Source organism: Pseudarthrobacter xylosi (assembly GCF_055412765.1).
The window spans coordinates 445,431-465,124 of the sequence record NZ_JBVAYT010000002.1 but is presented as its reverse complement, the minus strand read 5'-3'; the positions used below and the strand labels follow the sequence as shown (position 1 = coordinate 465,124).

Below are 19,694 nucleotides of genomic sequence, written 5' to 3'. Positions count from 1 at the left end.
CTACTCGACAGGTTACTCGCCGAGGACTTCCAGGGCTTCCATCCATTCGAGTTCCAGGGCTTCGCGGTCGGTGGCGAGGTCCTTGAGTTTTTTGTTCTGGTCCGCGAGGGCGTCGAAGTCGGATTCTGCGGTGCTCTTGACCATCTGGTCGTGAACCTTTTTTTCCTGCTGCTCCAGTTTGCCCAGCTGGCGCTCGATCCGGTTCTTGGCCTTGCGGGCGTCGCGCTTTTCGGCTTCCGAGGAGCCGGAGGTTGCAGGGGCGGAGCTGCCGCTCGGGCCGGTGACGGGGTTGCCGCCGCCGGTGATGGTGGAGCCGGCAAGTGCGCCTTCGCGGAGTTCGAGGTACTGGTCCACGCCGCGGGGCAGGGCGCGGATCTTGCCGTCGCCCAGCAGTGCCATCTGGTGGTCCGTCACGCGCTCCAGCAGGTAACGGTCGTGGCTGACCACCACAAGCGTGCCGGGCCAGCCGTCAAGGACGTCTTCGACGGCGGCAAGGGTGTCGGTGTCGAGGTCGTTGGTGGGCTCATCGAGCATCAGCACGTTCGGCTCCCCCACCAGCAGGCGCAGCAGCTGGAGGCGCCGGCGCTCACCACCGGAGAGGTCCCTGACCGGGGTCCACTGCTTTTCGTTGGTGAAGCCGAGCTGCTCTACCAGCTGGCCCGCCGTGAATTCCTTGCCGCCCACGTTGAAGGACCGCTTTTCGCGCTCGATGACTTCGATCACGCGCAGGTCCGAGACGTCGTCGAGTTCTTTGACTTCCTGGGTCAGCACGGCGGTGACCACGGTCTTGCCGCGTTTGACCTTGCCGGATGACGGCTCAATCTCGCCGTTGAGGAGTTTCAGCAGGGTGGTCTTGCCGGCGCCGTTGACGCCCACGAGGCCCAGCCGCTCACCGGGTGCAAGCCGCAGGGTGATGTTGTCGAAGAGTTTCTGTCCGGGGTCGCCGCCGAGGAAGTCCAGTGAGAGGTTCTCGAGGTCCAGGACGTCCTTGCCGAGCCGGGCGGTGGCCATCTTGCTCAGGGCTGTGGAGTCGCGCGGCTCGGGGACGTCGGCGATGAGGGCGTTGGCGGCCTCGATGCGGAACTTCGGCTTGGCCGTGCGGGCCGGAGCGCCGCGGCGCAGCCAGGCGAGCTCCTTCTTCACGAGCATCTGGCGCTTGCCTTCCATAACATTCGCCGCACGGTCACGCTCGGCACGGGCCAGGACGTAGGCCGCGTAGCCGCCGTCGAACGGGTCCATGATGCCGTCGTGGATTTCCCAGGTCTTGGTGCAGACTTCGTCCAGGAACCAGCGGTCGTGGGTGACCACCAGGAAGGCGCCCTGGTTGGCCCGCCAGCGGGTCTTCAGGTGCCTGGACAGCCACGCGACACCTTCGACGTCGAGGTGGTTGGTCGGTTCGTCGAGCATGATGACGTCGTGGTCCTCGATCAGCAGCTTGGCCAGCGCCACCCGCCGCTTCTGCCCGCCAGAGAGGGCGTGGACGTTGGCATGCCAGTCGACGTCGGACACAAGCCCGCCCATGACTTCGCGGATCTGGGGATTGCGGGCCCATTCGTAGTCGGCCTGGTCACCGACGATCGCAGCGCCGACCGTGAGGTCGCCGTCGAGCACGTCGCTCTGGTCCAGGTATCCGATGTTGACTTCGCTGCGCTTGGTCACCCGGCCGGAATCCGGGGTTGAGCGCATCGCCAGCAGGCGCATCAGAGTGGACTTGCCGTCGCCATTCCGGCCCACCATGCCGATCCTGTCACCTTCCTCGAGTCCGAGGGTGATGCCGTCCAGGACGGTGCGCGTTGCGTACGAAACCGAAAGGTTTTCGCCGCCAAGAAGGTGTGCCAAGAGGACTGCTTTCTGCTGCTCTGTAAGGAAGGGGGCTCTTAAAGGAGGGTATCGGAGATGATGCGGGCGCCGTGCACTGGCCCGTGGACAGCCAGCGCTGTCAACCCGTAGTGCCGCAGGTCCTCCGCCAGGTTTTCGGCGGCAGCGGGATTGTGGGTCAACAGCGCCACGGTGGGTCCGGAACCGGACACGATTCCGGCCAGGGCGCCGAGCGCTTCACCTCGTCCCAGCGTATCGCGGAGCGCCGGGGAAAGTTCAATAGAGGCCCGCTGCAGGTCGTTCACCAGGACCCGGCCCAGGGCATCCGCGTCCCCGCTCCGCAGCGCCTGCAGGATCTTGGGATCCACGGCCGTAGGCTCGGCGACGTCCAGTCCTTCGGCCTCGCGGAGCCGGTCCAGGGTGCGGAAGACTTCGGGGGTGGGCAGTCCATAGTCCGCGGCCACGAGGACCCAGTCGGTTTGGGCTTTGGCCAGGGCCGGCGAAAGGTCGTCGCCAACGCCGAGCCCGACGGCGGTTCCGCCGAGGAGGGAGAACGGGACGTCGGCACCCAGTTCAGCGGCCAGGTGAGCCAACTCGTCCCGCGACAGCCCGCTGTTCCACAGCGCATCGCAGGCCAGCAGGGTGGCCGCGGCATCGGCCGAGCCGCCGCCCATGCCCCCAGCCACGGGGACCCGCTTGGTGATTTCAAGGTGCACCCCGGTGGAATGCTCGGAGACATCGGCCATGATCGCTGCGGCCTTGTAGGCGAGGTTCCTCTCGTCCAGCGGAATATCCACGTCGTCCAGGTCCAGGGTGCTGTCAGGGCTGATGCTGACAGTGATTCCCGGCGTTTCGGTGCTGGTGGCAGCCACCTCCTCATAGAGGGAAACGGCTAGGTAAACGCTGGCAACTGAATGGTAGCCGTCCGCGCGCAACGGTCCCACATCCAGGGAAACGTTGACTTTGCCGGGTGCCTTCACGCGGACCGTCCGTGCGGGAAACTTCCCGGCGGCTGCCTTCACGACCCGGCCTCGCGGGCTTCGGCAATCCGGGCGAAGGCGTGGATGTCAAGGACTTCACCCCGGGCTGACGGAGCGACTCCGGCGGCGATGAGGCAGCGCTCGGCCTCGGGTGCGCCGCCGGCCCAGCCGGCCAGGGCGGCGCGCAGCGTTTTCCGGCGCTGGGCGAAGGCGGCGTCGATCACAGCGAACACCTGTTCACGGGTGGCGGTAGTTTCAGGCGGTTCCCGCCTGGTGAAGGACACGAGTCCGGACTGGATCTTCGGCGCAGGCCAGAAGACGTTCATGCCGATCACGCCTGCCTTGCGCATGCTGCTGTACCAGGCCGCTTTGACGGAGGGCACCCCGTAGGTCTTTGATCCGGGCCCCGCAGCCAGGCGGTCGGCAACCTCGTCCTGGACCATAACCAGACCGTGCTGCAGGCTGGGGAAGTGCTGAAGCAGGTGCAGGACCACCGGCACGGCAACGTTGTAGGGCAGGTTTGCCACAATGGCGGTGGGCTCAACCGGGAGGGACGTCACCTTCATGGCGTCCGCCTGGACCAGATGGAATGAGTCCGCCGCTTCAGGGCGCCAGGCCTTGACGGTTTCGGGCAGCTTCGCAGCCAAGACGGGGTCGATTTCAACGGCGACCACCGTCTGCGCGGCGTCCAGAAGGCCCAGAGTGAGGGACCCAAGTCCGGGCCCGACTTCCAGCACGGTCTCGGTTGGCCCGATGTTGGCAACCGAGACGATCCGGCGGATGGTGTTGCCGTCGATGACGAAGTTCTGGCCCAGGGTCTTGGTGGGCCGGATTCCGATTTCTTCTGCCAGCCGGCGTATGTCGGAGGCACCGAAGAGGGGTGCGGGCGCGGCGGCAGTCGGTTCAGTCACCTAGGTATCCTATCCCGCTCGCCGCGGCGGGCCATCCGCTTCCCGGGCGGATCATGCGTGTTACGCGGCGCGTATTTCCGCTTAACGGCAGCGGCCGGCCCCGGGAAAATCCGGGACCGGCCGCTGCCTCACTGCTCATCTGGCGGTCGTGGTCAGCTGCCGCCAGCGCAGATGCGAACTGGCGCCTAGCTTGTAGCGGCCCAGCCACAGCCCCAGGGCTGGAGGCCTCGCTGTGCGTACACGCGGTTGGCGATGTCGATCTGCTGCGCCTTGGTGGCGAGGCTGGCGTTGGGGGCGTAAGCGCCGCCGCCGGAGCCGATCCAGGTCTGGATGTTGAACTGGAGGCCGCCATAGTAGCCGTTGCCCGAGTTGATGGACCAGTTTCCGGTGGACTCACACTGGGCGATCTTGTCCCACATGGCCTCGTTCATCATGGCCGGGGCTGCGGCGCCGGTGTTCACAGCGGCCGCGGCCGCGGCCGCTGGCTTTGCCTTGGTGCCTACCGTGACCTTTTCCGTCACGGGCTGCACGGAGACTGTTTCAGAGACCAGGGTCCGCGAGGCTTCACGGCCGTCAACCATCACCAGTTTGAAGCTCTTGTCCACCTTGCCGGCCACGCCGGCCTGGGTGACCTCTTTCTCGCCCTTGAAGAGCTCGGCGCTCTCGGTGGTCAGGCTGTCGAAAGCAACATCTTCAGTGGTGGCTGCGGTCTGGCTGGTATCCACCCGGGAGACCTTGACCACCATGTTGTTGACCACGTGCGCGTTGCCCGGCTGGGAGGTGCGATCGTCGACGCCGAGGGTGATGCCAGCGTCCTCCAGGACCTGGGCTACGGTTCCAGCGGTGGTGGTGGCCGTGGCGGCCTTGCCGTCGGCAACAATGCTGACGGTCTTGGGCGTGGAGATGGAAACAAAGGATCCGGCCACCGCGAGCTGGGCGTCCTTCGGGACGGAAACGGAGGAGGAGCTGGCTACCCCGAGTTCGGTAACGAGGCCGGCAACATCCGGCGCCGTGGTGTTGATGGTCTTTTCGGAACCGTCCAGGCTGACCTTTACGGCCTTGGCCATGTTGACGTTGATCACGGTGCCGTTCTCCACTTTGGCGTCCGCCGAGGGCGAGACGCGGTCAGCCGACTTCAGTTCTACGTTGGCGCTTTTCACTACCTGGCCCACGGTGCCGCCGAAGGACTGGAGTGAAGTCACTTTTCCGTCGACGTTGAGGGTAACGGTTTTGTTATTTCCGACGAAGGCCACGAGGCCCAACACCAGCGCACACAGCACCACCAGTTGGGTGCCCACCTTGATAAAACTGAACTTGCCGTCCGTTGTGAAGAGCTTGACCACGATTGCCCGTAACTTTAGATCGATCCGGGCACGGGGAAAAACGCAGTGAAATAGCCGGCGCGTGACCCTGGGGACAAGCTCCGGGCACCGTTGCGCCGCCACACTCCGCGCGGCAGGCAGGCGGCATCAAAGCCCTGCTTGGTCCTGCTGCGAATGAAGTGAAATTATCCGAAGGCCTTCCCCGACCCCGGCTAATAGTTCTCCACTGTAACCGTAGCGTTATAAAGCGGCCAAGAATTTTACATACGTGGTATGCGTAGCAAGCATTCCGACGAGACCCAAATCACTCCCACGATCCGTACGCCCGCACGGTATTTTCGCTGATCCGGGTGCAGAGTTCGGCGAGGTCAGTTCCTGTCAATTCGGCCATGGCACGGACGGTGTACGGCACCATATAGCTGGCGTTGGGACGGCCACGATGCGGGTGCGGTGTCAGGAACGGAGCATCCGTTTCCACCAGCACGAGGTCCGGGTCTGCCACCGCCAGCGCGGCGCGGAGGTTGGCCGCATTCTTGAACGTCAACGTGCCGGCGAAGGACATGTTCCAGCCCGCCGCGTTGCAGATCCTGGCGAGCGCCTCATCACCTGAGAAGCAATGAAACACCACCCGCTCCGGAGCCCCCTCCTCGCGCAGGACCTGCACCACGTCGTCGTGCGCGTCGCGGTCGTGGATCTGCAGCGTCAGGTCCAGGCGCTTGGCGATATCGATATGCCGCCGGAACGAATAGCGTTGGTGGGCCAGCCCTTCCCCTTCTGTGCGGAAGAAATCAAGGCCGGTCTCGCCGATGGCCCTGATCCGGGGATGGGCGGCCAGTTGCTCGATCTCCGTCAGCGCATCCTCCAGCTCGCCGCGCCTGGCATAGTCCGGGGCGTCGTTGGGGTGCAGGGCCACGGCTCCCAGCAACCTGCTGTCCAGGTCAACGGCCCGGACCGTGAACCGGGAAGACTCCAGGTCGCAGCCCACCTGGACGGCCCCCTGCACTCCGACGGCCTGGGCCGCATCCATCGCCGCGGCGATGCCCACGGGGCTCTCGCCGTCGGGGAAATCCAGGTGCGTGTGGTTGTCCATCACGGGGACCGGCAGCGGCTCCGGCACCGGCGGATAGTCCGGCCGCGCCTGCCGCCCGGAGCCGGCTGGGGTGCCGGCTGCAGCCTCAGCGTGGTCGGCATCTGCAGGGTCCGCCCCGACTGCGCGGTAGGCGGCGGGAATCAGCGAATTGCACATCCCTCCAGCCTAGCGGCGGCCGATCCTGTGCAGAATTCCCGGAACTCTCTGTCAGCCAGGGCAGTTGTGTTAGTAGGCTGGTATGAACAGATGCGAACGCCCACCGCCGGGCGAAGGCAGGCCTGCTGTCCCGTTCCGGGTGATCCCCGGGCTGAAAGGTTGCAGATGGACTCCCACCGCCGCACCGCCGTCAACGAGGTAACCCCTGCCAGCCGGAACCTTACCGCTGTGACGGGGCCGGTGGGCCACCTCAACGGCCACAAGGCAGCTGCCATGGACGCCGAAGCGTTCCACGCGGCCAGCCAGCGGATCCTGGCCTCGATCAACACTGTCATCGACGGAAAGTCGGATGCGGCCAGGCTCGCACTTACGGTGTTGCTGGCCCAGGGCCATCTGCTCCTGGAGGACGTGCCAGGTGTGGGCAAGACCCTCCTGGCCAAAACCCTCGCCCGGACCATCGACTGCACGGTCAGCCGCATCCAATTCACTCCCGACCTGCTGCCCTCGGACGTAACGGGCGTGTCCATCTACAACCAGGCATCGCGGCTGTTCGAGTTCCGCCCGGGTGCCGTGTTCGCCAACATCGTCATTGGCGATGAAATCAACCGCGCTTCAGCCAAGACCCAATCCGCCCTCCTGGAGTGCATGGAGGAACACCAGGTGACCGTGGACGGGGACTCATACAAACTCGACGAACCGTTCATGGTGGTGGCCACCCAGAATCCGATCGAGATGGAAGGCACCTATCCGCTCCCGGAAGCACAGCGCGACCGTTTTATGGCGCGGATTTCCATGGGCTATCCGGACAAGGACTCCGAGATCGAGATGCTGGAGACCCATCAGGCAACGTCCCCGTTGGCCAAGGTCTCCCCCGTGGTCACCGCGGCGGACGTCGCAGCGATGATCGCCACCGTCCAGCAGGTTTACGTATCCCAGGCCATCAAGGAATATACCGTCTCAGTAGGCCGCGCAACTCGCGAAAGCCCCCTGCTGCGGCTGGGCGCCAGTCCACGCTCCATGCTCCAGCTGCTCCGTGCTGCGAAGGCCACGGCGGCCCTGGACGGCCGCGATTTTGCGCTCCCCGACGACGTCGTCAGCGTGGCGGAATCCGTGCTGGCCCATCGGATCATCCTGGACCGCAAGGCGGCCGGTGCCGGCGAGACCCCACACAGCGTCATCCGGGGCATCCTCTCCCGGCTCCCGGTGAACCAGGACCCGAACAGCCCGGCCCGGGCATCGGCCCCGCCGGCCGGATTGCGCCGGAACCACTAGGCAGGGCTGTCACATGGCGCTGCGTGACCGACTGCCCCGGCATCTGTTCAGCCAGCGCGGCTGGGGGCTCCTGGCCGCAGGCGCCGTCTGCCTGTTGTCTGCGCAGATCATGGGGCGGCGGGATCTGCTGAGTTTGAGTGTCCTGCTCATCGTCCTTCCCCTGGTTTCGCTCGCCGGAATCAGGCTCCTCAAGCCCCGGTTCCAGGTTTACCGCGAGTTCAACCCGTCCCCGGTTGAGACTTCCGCTGCCACCACGGTTCGGCTCGCCGTGGCACGGACGGGTTCCGGTGGCGGCCGGGCCATCATGGAGGAACGGCTGCCGCCACGGTTCGGCGAATCCCCGGCCTTCCACTTTCCCGCCCGCTCCGCCAAGGGCGGGACCAGCAGGTACGAATACCATTTACGTTCCACCAAACGCGGCCAGTACCTGATCGGCCCGGTAACAGCTGAGTTCACTGATCCGTTCGGGTTGTCCCTGCACCGGCGGTCAATTGACGACGGCGACACCCTCACCGTAACTCCGGCCGCCGTCGAGCTTCCCGTGACGGGCCTCGCGGGAGCTCGCGGGAACGACGGCATCACAGCTACGCGTACCCGCGCCAACCCCAGCGACGATGACGTCATGACCCGCGAGTACCGCCCCGGCGATCCCATGCGCAGGGTGCATTGGGCGGCCACCGCCCACCACGGCGCCCTGATGGTACGCCAGGAGGAATCTGTCACGACGCCGGAGGCCACCCTCATCCTGGACCAACGGTTCGCGGCGTTTTCCGGGGGACACGGTTCCGGTTTCGTGGGCAGTGCGGCCGTGGACGGACACGAGATGATCACCAGCGGCACGTTCGAGTGGGCCGTGGTGGCCGCGATCTCCATCTGCACGCACCTGTCGGAGCGGAACTACGCCCTCCGCCTCCTGGACCCCCGCGGCGAACCCGCATTCCTCCGTTCCCCGTCCGCACCGGAACCGGACGCGGAAGAGTTCAGCGGAGTCTCCGGGCTCCAGTCGATCGCGGAAAGCCTCGCTGCCATCCACCTGTCCGGTCCGCACCACGTTGCCCGGGACCACGGTGGCCAGGATGCCGGACCGGCCGATTTCGACGATCACCTGATGGACAAACTCTCCGCCCACCGGATGCGGGGGCCCCTTATTGCCGTGCTCGGCAGGATCTCGCCGAGCGAGGCCAGAGCCCTCGCTCCGGCGGCAGGTTACGGCGCGAATGCCTTCGCCATCATCGTTTCCGACAGGCCGGCGGATGCCGAGGACTCTTTGGAGGCCCTCCGCCGGGGCGGCTGGAGGGCAGTGGCCGTGCCAGCCTCTGTTTCAGTCCCGGATGCCTGGACCCATTTCGACCAGGGTGGTGCGGCGCCTGCCACTGCTGCGGCAGACGTGCGCCGAGGTGCGGGGGTGGGGCGGTGACGCTGGCACCGGAACGCAACGCTTCCCGCGAGAAGGCAGCCACTGGTACCCCGGGACAGGTCCCGGTACGGATGCGGGTCGGGGTGTACCCCTGGGCCATGGCCGGTGCCGTAGCCCTGTCGGTGGCGGGCGCCGCGATTTCCCTCAACGGCGTCCTGCGCGGTTGGGCCTGGTACTTGCCCATCCTGACCACGGTGGTGATGGTCTGCCTGTCCATTGCCACGCTCCGCGCGCTGCGGGCCCAGCCTCTTGTGGTGGCTGTGGGCGGCTTTGCGTCCCTGATCGCGGTTCTCACACTGACGTTCTTCCGGAGCACAGGCATTGCCGGATTCATCCCGTCCGGGGCAACCCTGGGTGAAGTGGACAGGTTGGTCCTCCGGGCTAGCGAGACGGTCCTGGCGGAAAGTGCCCCGGTGGCTCCGAACGCAGGAATCGTGATGGTGAGCTGCGCAGCCCTGGGCCTGACCGTCATCCTCATCGATGCGCTGGCAGTGCCGCTTGGCATGCCGGCAACAACCGGTCTGGGCCTGCTGGCGATCCTGGTGGTCCCCGCCACCGTGAAGCCCCAGAGTGTGGGGATTTGGGGTTTCATTGCCACGGTGGCCGGGTATCTGCTGATCCTCGCGTGCAGCCAGTGGTTTGCACCGGATTCCCGCACATCAGCCGACAGCGGCCGGAATCCCGGCCAGCTGCGGCGGGCCGCGCTGACGGGAACCGTGGCGCTGGTGGCAACACTGGCGGTGCCGGCGGCAATTCCCGGTTTCGACCACGGCACGTTTCCGCAGGGCTCCCGGCTGAACCCTTGGGGCTCCGGTACCGGCCTGAATCCCATGATTACCTTGGGAAACAGCCTGCGGGCGCCAGCCGGAAGCGGACGGATCACCTATGCCACCAATGCGGCCGGGTCGCTGTATCTGCGGTCCGTGACTGTTGACAATTTCGACGGCGAATCTTGGGGACCTGATGACCGGGACGCCGAGCGCCGCCCCTTGGCAGGGCAGCTTGAGACGGGCTACGAGATCGTCGCCGAGGAGCAGCTCCGCCAGGTGACTGCCGTGGATACGGGGACGTTCACCAGCGCGTACCTGCCGTTGCCGTATGCGCCCGAGTCAATCCGCGGGCTCAACGGTTCCTGGACGTGGGACCCGGCCACGCTGGCCGTCAAGGGATCCAACACTAACTCGCGGGCACAGCAATACGTTGTGGTGTCCTCCGCCCCTAAACTCACGGCCACCCTGCTTCAACAGTCTTCGCAGGCCGTGCGGGGAATCCGTGATGATTTCACCAGGGTTCCCGGCAACGTCCCGGACATAGTCCGAAGCACCGCTGACACGGTAACGGCTTCCAGTGACACGCCCTTTGCCAAGGCCATGGCCATCCAGAAGTACCTTCGGTCTGGGGAGTTCACCTATTCCCTCCAGTCACCTGTCCAGGGCGGCTACGACGGTAACGGACTCTCGGTGCTGGCCGATTTCCTCACCCAGAAGAGCGGATACTGCATCCACTACTCGTCCGCGATGGCCGTAATGGCCCGCTTGGAGGGAATCCCCAGCCGCATCGCGGTGGGCTATGCGCCGGGCCGCACCACCGGTTCCACGGTTTCCGTGGCCGGGCAAGGTGCACTGCCGGAGTATGAGGTGGACGCCCGGGATGCCCATGCCTGGCCCGAACTCTACTTCCAAGGACTGGGGTGGGTGCCGTTCGAACCCACGCCGTCACGTGGTGTAATACCCGCGTACGCCACGGAAACCAGCACCTCAGGTAGCCCCGGATCGCTTGAAAACAACGACGACCTCCTTCCGGGCACAACAGCCCCGGCCCCCACACCAAGTGCCACGGCCGCGCCCCTCCCCGGTGCAGGTGGCGGCGAAGGGGACGTGGGGCAGGTGCTTCTGCCGTGGCTGCTCGGGACAGGGGCCGCGCTTGGCCTTGTCCTCCTGGCGGCATCGCCACGGCTGGTGAGGATGGGGCGGCGTGCCCGGAGGCTCCGCACAGAGGACCGGTCCCGGGAGGACGCGGTTCCGCTGGCGTGGGCTGAAATCCGCGACCTCGGAACCGACTACGGCCTGCCACCGGAATCCAGTGAAACAGCACGGACATACTCCGCACGGCTCCGCCATTCATTCCTGCTCGGCGAGAGTGGCGGCATGGACGACGCCGGGCACCAGGCCATCCGCAGCCTCACCTCCGACTTCGAACGCCGGCACTACGGGCCGCCTGTCCAGGACACAGCAAGCCGCGGCAGGACTGGGGCGATTGCCCCGCGTGTCGCGGCGGTACAGCAGTCCTTGCGTGCCAACGCCTCACTCCCCCGACGCCTCCGGGCCGACTGGCTCCCGCCGTCGGTTCTGGGCCGGTGGGCATGGCTCCTGACTGCCCCGTTTAGGGGGCTCAACAAGCTGGCACGCCGAACGGCAAAAGCCGCCGCACGCTCCGGGTCGAGGGCGCGCGACGGCTTGTTCCGGCCACGGGGTAGCCAATAGCGGCTCGCTGCAGTGGCTACAGGCAGGCGCTGCAGGAACCGGCTGACCGGAGGATGATCCTGTCAGCCGGAGGACTGTCCGTTCAGCCGGCGTAGGGGTCCGCGATGCCGATGTACTGGGTGTAGAGGTATTCCTCGATGCCCTCAAGGCCGCCTTCACGTCCCAGGCCGGACTGCTTGACGCCGCCGAACGGCGCGGCGGCGTTGGAGATGACGCCAGCGTTCAGCCCAAGCATGCCGGTCTCGAGGCGTTCGCCCATCCGGATGCCGCGGTTCAGGTCCCTGGTGAAGACGTAGGCCACGAGCCCGTATTCGGTGTTGTTGGCCAGACGGATCGCTTCGTCCTCGGTGCCGAAGGTGATGATCGGGGCGACGGGGCCGAAGATTTCCTCGGACAGGATCCGGGTGCCTTCGGTGACGCCGGTGAGGATGGTGGGCGGGTAGAAGTAGCCTGGACCCTCGGCCGGGGCGCCGCCCAGGACAGCCTTGGCACCGGAGGCCACGGCGTCGGTGACGAGCTCGTGGACCTTGTCCCGGCTCTTCGCGTCGATCAGGGGGCCCACCTTGGACTCCGGCTCGGTGCCGCGCGCCGTGGTCATGTCCGTCATTTTCGCGGCGAACTTTTGGGCGAATTCGTCGGCTACGGATTCGTGGACGATGAACCGGTTGGCTGCGGTGCAGGCTTCGCCCATGTTCCGCAGCTTGGCCAGCATGGCCCCGGCGACGGCGGCATCAATGTCGGCGTCCTCGAAGACCAGGAACGGGGCGTTGCCGCCGAGTTCCATGGAAGTCCGCAGGACGGTTTCGGAGGCGTCGGCGAGCAGGCGGCGGCCCACTTCGGTGGAGCCGGTGAAGGAGAGTTTGCGCAGGCGCTGGTCTTTGATCAGCGGACCCGTGGTGGCTCCCGCTGTGGACGTGGGAATGACGTTCAGGACTCCGGCGGGCAGGCCGGCTTCCTGCATGACCGCGGCGAACAGCTGCGAGGTCAGCGGCGTGAGGTTGGCGGACTTGAGCACCATGGTGCAGCCGGCCGCGACAGCAGGGGCGATCTTGCGGGTGGCCATGGCCAGCGGGAAATTCCACGGCGTGATGAGCAGGCACGGTCCCACCGGCTTCTTGGTCACCAGGAGGCGGGACTTACCGTCCGGTGAGACCGAGTAGCGGCCGAACGCACGGACGGCCTCCTCGGAGAACCAGCGCAGGAACTCCGCGCCGTAGGTGACTTCGCCCCGGGCTTCGGCCAGAGGTTTGCCCATTTCCATGGTCATCAGCAGTGCGAAGTCCTCGGCACGGGCCGTGACCATCTCAAAGGCACGGCGCAGGATTTCACCGCGCTCCCGGGCGGGGACCTTCGCCCAGGACTCCTGGGCCGCGGCGGCCGCGTCCAAAGCAGCCCTGCCGTCCTCCGGGCCCGCGTCGGCAATGCTCAGCAGCACTTTGCCCGTGGCGGGGTCCTCGACGTCGAACGTCTTGCCTGAAGCCGCCGGGCGCCATTCGCCGTTGATCAGCAATCCGGTGGGAACAGAGGCCAGCAGCGCGCTTTCGCGCTCCGCGGTAACAGCTGGCAGTGCGGTGACAGTCACGTTGACTCCCTCGTCAGTAAGGTTTGGTTCAGCCACGTCACAGGCCTCGTGGCCTGCCTTCCCGGCTGATTAACTGTCAGACTACTGCCGTGGCCGCCAGAGGGTCTACGCCTGGACGCACTACAGCTACCGGACAACGTTGTGCAGCTGCACAGCAGAGATTTACGCTCGCTCAGCGTGCCGCGAGGACCGCGGAGTACAGCTCCCGCTTGCTGACGCGGACGTCCTCAGCGACGGCGGCCACGGCTTCCTTCAGCCGGATTCCCTGGGCCACCAGCTCGTTGACGGCCGCTACGTGGTCTTCGGGAGTGCCCGGCGCCTGCTCGGGGGCGCCGCCGAGCACCACGGCAATCTCGCCGCGGACCTCGTTGCCTTCGGCCCACAGCAGCAGTTCCCCGACCGTCCCGCGGATGACTTCTTCGTAGGTCTTGGTCAGTTCGCGGCACACAGCGATCCGCCGCTCGGCACCGAAACGCTCGCGCAGCGCCCGCAGCATCGATTCCAGTCGGTGCGGCGCCTCAAAAAACACCATGGTCCGGCGTTCGGCCGACAGGTCCGCCAACCGTGACGCCCGTTCGCCGGCTTTCCGGGGCAGGAATCCCTCAAAACAGAAACGGTCGGTGGGCAGGCCGGACAGTGCCAGTGCGGTCAGTACGGCGGACGGGCCCGGGACGGCGGTCACGGTGAGTCCTGCTGCCACAGCCCCTTCCACCAGCCTGAACCCCGGGTCCGAGACCGAAGGCATTCCGGCGTCTGTGACCATAACCAGGGTTTTGCCGGACCGGACGTGCTCCAGCAGCTCCGCGGTCTTGGTCGCCTCGTTGTGCTCGTGGTAGCTGATGACCCGCCCGGCGACAGTGACTCCAAGGTTCTGGACAAGGCGGTGCAGGCGCCGGGTGTCTTCGGCGGCCACGATGTCTGCGGTCCCCAGGAGTTCGATCAGGCGGGCCGATGCGTCGCCGGCATTCCCGATGGGCGTTGCGGCCAACACAATCCGGCCTGGCCCCGCGGCAACCGTTGCCGCTGCGTCCACTGTCACCGGCGACTTTGTCACTGGCCCCTCGTCGGCGGCAACGGAAGGTTCTGCAGGGCGGGAATCGGCGAAGGTGCTGGGGTTAGGGTCCACTCCCCCAGCGTACTGCTGGCAGGAGGCCCAAGCTGCAAAAGGTAGCATGGGGCTCGTGACGCAGACCTCCATGCGGCCTGCGGAGGCCGGCCAACCCAACCCGCCGGCACGAGGCCCCTGGATCGCCCGTCCGGCCGTGGCCTTCTCTGCTGCAGTCCTCCGCGAGCGCCTGATCGGAAGCACCCGCAGCTGGCGGGATTACCCGCCGTCGCTCCGTCTATGGTTCTGGCTGGTACCTGCCCTGACCACGGCGATCGGCGGCGTCCTGCGGTTTGTCCGGCTGGACACGCCGCACAGCCTGGTCTTCGATGAAACGTATTACGTTAAGGACGCTTACTCCTACGTGGTCAGCGGCTACGAACGGGGCTGGCCGGACAAGGCCAACGATTCCTTCAACGCAGGCAACCCGGCCATCCTCCTGGACACACCCGAATACGTAGTCCATCCGCCCGTGGGCAAGTGGATGATCGCGGGTGGCATGTGGCTGTTCGGCGCCGATAATCCATTCGGCTGGCGGTTCGCGGCCGCACTGACCGGGACCCTGTCCATCCTGCTGCTCACGCTCATTGCGTTGAAACTGTTCCGCTCACTGCCGCTGGCTGCCGCCGCGGGCCTGCTGCTCGCCGTCGACGGCCACCATCTGGTGATGTCACGGACATCACTCCTGGACATCTTCCTGATGTTCTGGATCCTGGCGGCCTTCGGGGCATTGCTGCTGGACCGCGATGACGGTCGACGGCGGCTGGCAGCACGGCTGGGACGGCTCGCAGTCGCGTCCCGGAACGGCATGCCCTCAACCAGCCAGCTACTGGCGGGACCGTGGCTGGGTATCCGCTGGTGGCGCCTCGCCGCGGGCGTATGTATGGGCCTCGCTGTGGGCACCAAATGGTCGGGCCTGTTTTTCCTCGTCGGCTTCGGCGTGCTGACGGTCCTCTGGGACCTCAATGCACGGCGTGTCGCGGGAATCCGCGGTTGGGTCAGCGCCGGAATCATCAAGGATGGACTGCTCGCCTTTGCCAGCATGGTTCCGGTTGCAGTGGTGGTCTACACCGCCACCTGGACGGGTTGGTTCCGTTCCGAGGGCGCCTACTTCCGGCGGTGGGCCCAGGCCAACCCATCAGCGGAATGGGGCTGGCTGCCTGACTCCCTGCGTTCCCTGGCGCATTACCACCTGGAGGCCTACAAGTTCCATCAGGGACTGGGCTCCGAACACCCCTACGAGGCAAGTGCCTGGAGCTGGCTGGTCATGGGCCGGCCGACGTCGTTCTTTTACCAGAAACCGGAGCAGGGCGTTCCTGGCTGCGACGTGCCCAACTGCGCCTCAGCCATTCTCTCGGTGGGGAACCCGATGATCTGGTGGGCAGCGGCCATCTCGCTGGTGGTTCTGCTGTTCTGGTGGGCCGGGCGCCGTGACTGGCGTGCTGGGGCGATCCTTGCGGGTGTGGGCGCCGGCTATCTGCCGTGGTTCCTGTACCCGGAGCGGACCATGTTTTTCTTCTACGCAGTCTCCTTTGAGCCTTTCCTGGTGCTCGCGCTGGTGTATTGCCTGGGCCTTGTCCTGGGCCGGGACACCGACCCGCTCTGGCGCCGGCGCTCCGGTGTCTACCTGGTGGCACTCTTCGTCGCCGGGGCAGTCCTGTTGTCCGCTTTTTTCTACCCGGTGTGGACGGCGGAGATAATCCCCTACCAGGAATGGCGCTTCCGGATGTGGATGCCATCCTGGATCTAGGGCAGGATTGCATCAGACCCTGACCAGCCGCGAACTGCGTTGAGGCAGCGGAACGGAGAGGCCACCCGTGCGAGAAGCAAGCACAAAACTCCTGGTGGAGCTTGAGCCCGGCAGCAATGTCACCGATCTCCTGCGCCGTCGGGAGGCCGCCAACCCGGCTCACGCCCTCTACGCGCGCAAAGGTCCCAACGGCTGGACCGACGTTCCGGCTCGAAAGTTCCTGCACGATGTATGCGCCCTGGCCAAAGGACTGATCGCCGGCGGCCTTGAGCCGGGCGACACCGTGGCCGTGATGTCCGCCACCCGCTATGAGTGGGCGCTGGTGGACTTCGCCATCTGGTTTGCCGGCGGCGTGAGCGTTCCCATCGAGGAGACTTCGACGCCCGGCCAGGTGGAGTGGATCCTGCACCACTCCGGCGCGCGGCGGGTGTTCGCCCAGGACCGCGGCAAGGTGGCAATGGTTGCAGCCATACTGGAGACGTCCGCCCTGCTCCGGGACCGGCTGGTCGCCGTGGTGCGGATGGATAACGACGGCGAGGCCCCGGACCTCGCCAGCCTCTCGGCTGCCGGAATGGGCGTCACAGATGCCGAGCTGGAACGCCACCGCTCCGCCGCGGGTCTGGACGACGTCGCATCCTTGGTCTATACCTCCGGAACCACCGGACGTCCCCAAGGCTGCGAGATCACGCACGGCAACTTCGCGCTCGTGGCCGTCAACGTCGTCGCCTTTCTCCCGGAGATCCTCAGGGGGCAGAATGCGCGCACGCTGATGTTCCTGCCGCTGGCCCAGGTGTCCGCACGCGCCGCCCAGGTGGCGTGCCTCCATGCCGGCGCCACCCTTGGCCATGTCACCCGGCCTGCTGATCTGCCGGTGGATCTGGGCACGTTCAAACCCACGTTCCTCGTGGCGGCGCCCCGGATCTTCGGGAAGGTCCGGGCGGACGCCGCGCACCAGGCTGCCGGGTCAGTAAGAGCCAGGGTCTTCACGGCAGCGTCGGCCGCTGCCGTCCGCTTCTCCACAGCACGGGACCATGCTGCCCGCGGCCGGGGCAGCGGACCGGGACTGGCGCTGCGGGCGCAGCATGCCGTCTTTGACCGGCTGGTGTACCCGAAGCTCCGCCAGCTTCTGGGGGGCCGGGTCCGCTACGCGGTATCGGGGCAGGGCACCCTGGCGCCTGAGGACGCGCACTTCTTCCGCGGCGCCGGGATCCGGGTTCTTGAGTGCTACGGGCTGAGCGAAACAACGGCACCGTGCACATCCAACACGCCGGCCCGGACCAGGGTGGGCAGCGTGGGCATTCCCCTGCCGGGCACCACTATCCGCGTGGCCGAGGACGGCGAAGTGCTGGTCAAGGGGATCGGCGTGTTCAAGGGTTACCATTCCAACGAGGCCGCCACCGCCCGGGCCTTCGTGGACGGTTTCTTCAGGACCGGAGACCTCGGGGAGCTGGACCCTGAGGGCTTCCTGACCATCACGGGCCGCAAGAAGCAGACCGCTAAAGCCAAGGACTGAACAGCCGCTTAGGGCTGCACTTCAGTGGCGTCCTGGTCATCCTTGGCCAGCCCGCGACGGCGGCGCGTGGGCCAGGTGAGGATGAGCGTCACGAGTGCTGCCAAGACGACCAGCGCGGCGATGACAATGCCGGCATCGATCCAGAACTGGCCCGGGAACAGCCTGATCAGGGTGTCTTCCAGAGCGAACGTCCAGGAACCGCTGGCGAAGAAAATCCGGTGGAACTCGGTGAAGAACTGCTGCCAGCCCAGAACGGCCAGAGCGCCAAGGCCCAGGATGATCGCCAGCGCAACAATGGATCCTGCGAACAGCCCGCGGCGCACTCCGCCGATGCTCCGGCGGCGCAGGTACGCGATGGCCACGAGGCTGAGGACAATCAGGAGGGCTCCCCCGCCAAAGGCCGAGAGGATGACAATCTTCACGTCGGCCATGTGGCTGACTTCGCCGTCCTTGAAAAGGTCCCCGCCGCTGCGGTTGACGAGGTCGCCCAGGTACCGCGGCCCCGCCCAGTTGCTGAGGTAGTCAACCGCGTAGGAGCCGTACGTCATCCGGTCGTCGGTGCTGAAGCCGTACCCGTCGCCGGGGAACCCCGGCCGGTTGTACTCGGCCCACAGGAACAGCGGGCTGGTAACCGCGCGGACGGCCAGCACCAACAGGATCACCGGGTAGAAAAGGGCCAGCAGGACTTGCCAGATGCGCGGAGCCACGGGCTTGGCGTTGGCTGCGCTTTCGCGCTCCGCGTTGCGGCGTTCCACTTCCTCCTGCGGCGGACGGACCTGCAGGGCTGACGTGGGGAGCGGCTCACTGAAGTGCGCACCGTTTCGGGTGGCGCCCTGCGCGGACGGTTCTTTGCGGAGTGACTCTTCTACGGAAGGTACGACGGCGGGGGGTTCGACGGCGGCCTCGGCGGCTTTGCGGTCGGCGCGGCTTTCGGGCTGGGTGACACCGCCCTGGACGGAACCGGAGCCACCGGCCGGGGACGCGTCGGGAGTGCTGGAGCCGGAATCATTCAGCCAGGCAAAAGCCGGTTCGTCCGTGTCCGATGAAGTATCCAGGTCCGGATCCGGCTGCGGCTCCGTGCGTTTGGCAGGGGTCGGCGAATTGTCGTTCACAGCAGCGTCACTTCCGTTGGGGTCCGCGCTGCCGGCTCTGATCCGGGCAGCGCCGTGTATCTGATATTGAGCCTACCGCCCGCTCCTCCGAGAGGGCGAAGAGCCACCCCGGCGCCAGCCGATTCATGCGGCGATTTCGCTGTATCCGGCGTCGCCGGCCACCAAATCGCCGCGTTCACCAGCGTCATAGGCCCGCCGTCCCCACACCAGGACGTAGCCCCAGTAGGCGGCCAGGACTGCCAGGCCGATGCCGATCTTGGCCCATACGGGAAGCGGGCTGGGCGTGACAAAGCCCTCCACCAATCCGGAGACGAACAGAACCAGCACCAGCCCCAATGCCACGGTGATCAGCGACCTGCCTTCGTCCGCCACGGCCCGTCCCCGCGTCCGTGGTCCCGGGGATACCATGGCCCAAAAGATCCGCAAGCCCGCAGCACAGGCAATAAAAACAGCTGTGAGTTCCATCAGGCCATGCGGCAGGATGTAGCTGTAAAACACATCCTGTTGGCCCACCGCGGCGAAGACTCCTGCGGCAATCCCGACGCCCTGGGCGTTCGTGAACAGGATCATGGGCACCCAGATGCCGGTCACGCCCAAGGCCACCGCCTGGGCGCTGATCCAGGCATTGTTGGTCCAGACAGCCCCCGCAAACGAGGCCGCAGGATTCTCCGAATAGTAGTCAATGAAGTCTTCCTCGACGTACTGCCGGACCGCAGCCTCCGAGGCAACGGACCGCAAGGCATCCGGGGACGTCCCGATCCAGAGCGCGTAAGCGCCTGCCACCAGCACAAATGCGGCGCCGCAGGCCACCGTCAGCCACCGCAGGCGATACAGGGCGGCGGGCAGGGCGGCCACGAAGAAACGGGCCAGGTCCGCCATTACGTTGGACCGTGCGCCCGTGAAACGGGTCCGGGCCTGGGCCAGGGTGGCGGACAAGGAGGCGGACAGGCCGCTCTCCGGGGCAATGGACCGGATGAATGAAAGGTGCGCCGACGTCGACTGGTAGAGCCGCAGCAGCTCGTCGGCTTCGCCGCCGCTGAGGCGCCGCTTATGGGCGAGCTGGTGCAGCCTTGACCACTTGTCCCCGTTGGCGGCGGAGAAGGCATCCATATCCACGGCAACAGCCTAGCCGCCATAGACTGTGAGCGTCCGCAGGATGGCTGGCAAGGGATTGGGGTATCCG

Annotated in this window: 13 protein-coding genes and 1 pseudogene; 5 read left to right on the top strand and 9 right to left on the bottom strand. The window is 66.4% G+C overall.

Annotated features, from left to right (window positions below):
- Nucleotides 1-12 precede the first annotated feature (12 nt).
- The 5 genes from ACZY1F_RS06215 to ACZY1F_RS06195 form a co-directional block, all read right to left on the bottom strand.
- Nucleotides 13-1,839: an ABC-F family ATP-binding cassette domain-containing protein gene (locus ACZY1F_RS06215; protein WP_463940868.1), complete on the bottom strand. Its 1,827-nt coding sequence runs from the start codon at nt 1,837-1,839 to the stop codon at nt 13-15.
- A 38-nt stretch (nt 1,840-1,877) separates the two neighbouring features.
- Entirely contained in the window at nt 1,878-2,840 is a 963-nt protein-coding gene (locus tag ACZY1F_RS06210) for a 4-(cytidine 5'-diphospho)-2-C-methyl-D-erythritol kinase (protein ID WP_463940867.1), read from the bottom strand.
- The gene (rsmA, locus tag ACZY1F_RS06205) at nt 2,837-3,709 is read right to left on the bottom strand and encodes a 16S rRNA (adenine(1518)-N(6)/adenine(1519)-N(6))-dimethyltransferase RsmA (RefSeq protein ID WP_463940866.1); all 873 of its coding nucleotides are present in this window, start codon (nt 3,707-3,709) and stop codon (nt 2,837-2,839) included. Before rsmA ends, ACZY1F_RS06210 begins: the two co-directional genes overlap by 4 nt.
- Before the next feature lie 185 nt (nt 3,710-3,894).
- Nucleotides 3,895-5,052 (bottom strand): resuscitation-promoting factor, encoded by a 1,158-nt coding sequence (locus ACZY1F_RS06200; protein WP_463940865.1) that lies wholly within the window; start codon nt 5,050-5,052, stop codon nt 3,895-3,897.
- A gap of 283 nt (nt 5,053-5,335) precedes the next feature.
- Entirely contained in the window at nt 5,336-6,277 is a 942-nt protein-coding gene (locus ACZY1F_RS06195) for a TatD family hydrolase (RefSeq protein ID WP_463940864.1), read from the bottom strand.
- A 165-nt stretch (nt 6,278-6,442) separates the two neighbouring features.
- Between ACZY1F_RS06195 and ACZY1F_RS06190 the strand changes: the two genes are divergently transcribed.
- The 3 genes from ACZY1F_RS06190 to ACZY1F_RS06180 are packed head-to-tail and all read left to right on the top strand — an operon-like array spanning nt 6,443 to nt 11,449.
- A complete protein-coding gene (locus ACZY1F_RS06190; protein WP_463940863.1) occupies nt 6,443-7,549 on the top strand; it encodes an AAA family ATPase in 1,107 nt (368 codons plus the stop codon).
- 13 nt (nt 7,550-7,562) lie between these two features.
- Nucleotides 7,563-8,966, top strand: a complete 1,404-nt coding sequence (locus tag ACZY1F_RS06185; RefSeq protein ID WP_463940862.1) for a DUF58 domain-containing protein — start codon at nt 7,563-7,565, stop codon at nt 8,964-8,966.
- Complete coding sequence (locus ACZY1F_RS06180) at nt 8,963-11,449, top strand: transglutaminase TgpA family protein (RefSeq protein WP_463940860.1); 2,487 nt, start codon at nt 8,963-8,965, stop codon at nt 11,447-11,449. Before ACZY1F_RS06185 ends, ACZY1F_RS06180 begins: the two co-directional genes overlap by 4 nt.
- An 82-nt stretch (nt 11,450-11,531) precedes the next feature.
- Here ACZY1F_RS06180 and ACZY1F_RS06175 read toward each other — a convergent pair whose 3' ends face one another.
- Together ACZY1F_RS06175 and rsmI are read right to left on the bottom strand one after the other, a co-directional pair.
- Nucleotides 11,532-13,031, bottom strand: coding sequence for an NAD-dependent succinate-semialdehyde dehydrogenase (locus ACZY1F_RS06175; protein ID WP_463941137.1), 1,500 nt, complete (start codon nt 13,029-13,031; stop codon nt 11,532-11,534).
- A gap of 172 nt (nt 13,032-13,203) precedes the next feature.
- On the bottom strand, nt 13,204-14,157 hold the full coding sequence (gene rsmI, locus ACZY1F_RS06170; RefSeq protein WP_463940858.1) for a 16S rRNA (cytidine(1402)-2'-O)-methyltransferase: 954 nt from the start codon (nt 14,155-14,157) through the stop codon (nt 13,204-13,206).
- A gap of 46 nt (nt 14,158-14,203) precedes the next feature.
- On the opposite strand from rsmI, the gene ACZY1F_RS06165 reads away from it, so the two are divergent.
- Both ACZY1F_RS06165 and ACZY1F_RS06160 read left to right on the top strand, forming a co-directional pair.
- Complete coding sequence (locus ACZY1F_RS06165; RefSeq protein WP_463940857.1) at nt 14,204-15,886, top strand: dolichyl-phosphate-mannose--protein mannosyltransferase; 1,683 nt, start codon at nt 14,204-14,206, stop codon at nt 15,884-15,886.
- Nucleotides 15,887-15,953: 67 nt separating this feature from the next.
- Nucleotides 15,954-17,375: pseudogene (locus ACZY1F_RS06160) on the top strand (AMP-dependent synthetase/ligase); the annotation flags it as partial.
- Between the two features lie 32 nt (nt 17,376-17,407).
- Here the strand turns inward: ACZY1F_RS06160 and ACZY1F_RS06155 are convergent.
- Nucleotides 17,408-18,511 (bottom strand): TIGR01906 family membrane protein, encoded by a 1,104-nt coding sequence (locus ACZY1F_RS06155; protein WP_463940855.1) that lies wholly within the window; start codon nt 18,509-18,511, stop codon nt 17,408-17,410.
- Between the two features lie 123 nt (nt 18,512-18,634).
- On the bottom strand, nt 18,635-19,627 hold the full coding sequence (locus ACZY1F_RS06150; protein WP_463940854.1) for a stage II sporulation protein M: 993 nt from the start codon (nt 19,625-19,627) through the stop codon (nt 18,635-18,637).
- Nucleotides 19,628-19,694: the final 67 nt, after the last annotated feature.

Excerpts from the sequence above, each read along its gene's own strand:
- ACZY1F_RS06195 (WP_463940864.1), bottom strand. The coding sequence starts at position 6,277 with ATGTGCAATTCGCTGATTCCCGCCGCCTACCGCGCAGTCGGGGCGGAC.
- ACZY1F_RS06190 (WP_463940863.1), top strand. The coding sequence starts at position 6,443 with ATGGACTCCCACCGCCGCACCGCCGTCAACGAGGTAACCCCTGCCAGC.
- ACZY1F_RS06185 (WP_463940862.1), top strand. The coding sequence starts at position 7,563 with ATGGCGCTGCGTGACCGACTGCCCCGGCATCTGTTCAGCCAGCGCGGC.
- ACZY1F_RS06165 (WP_463940857.1), top strand. The coding sequence starts at position 14,204 with ATGGGGCTCGTGACGCAGACCTCCATGCGGCCTGCGGAGGCCGGCCAA.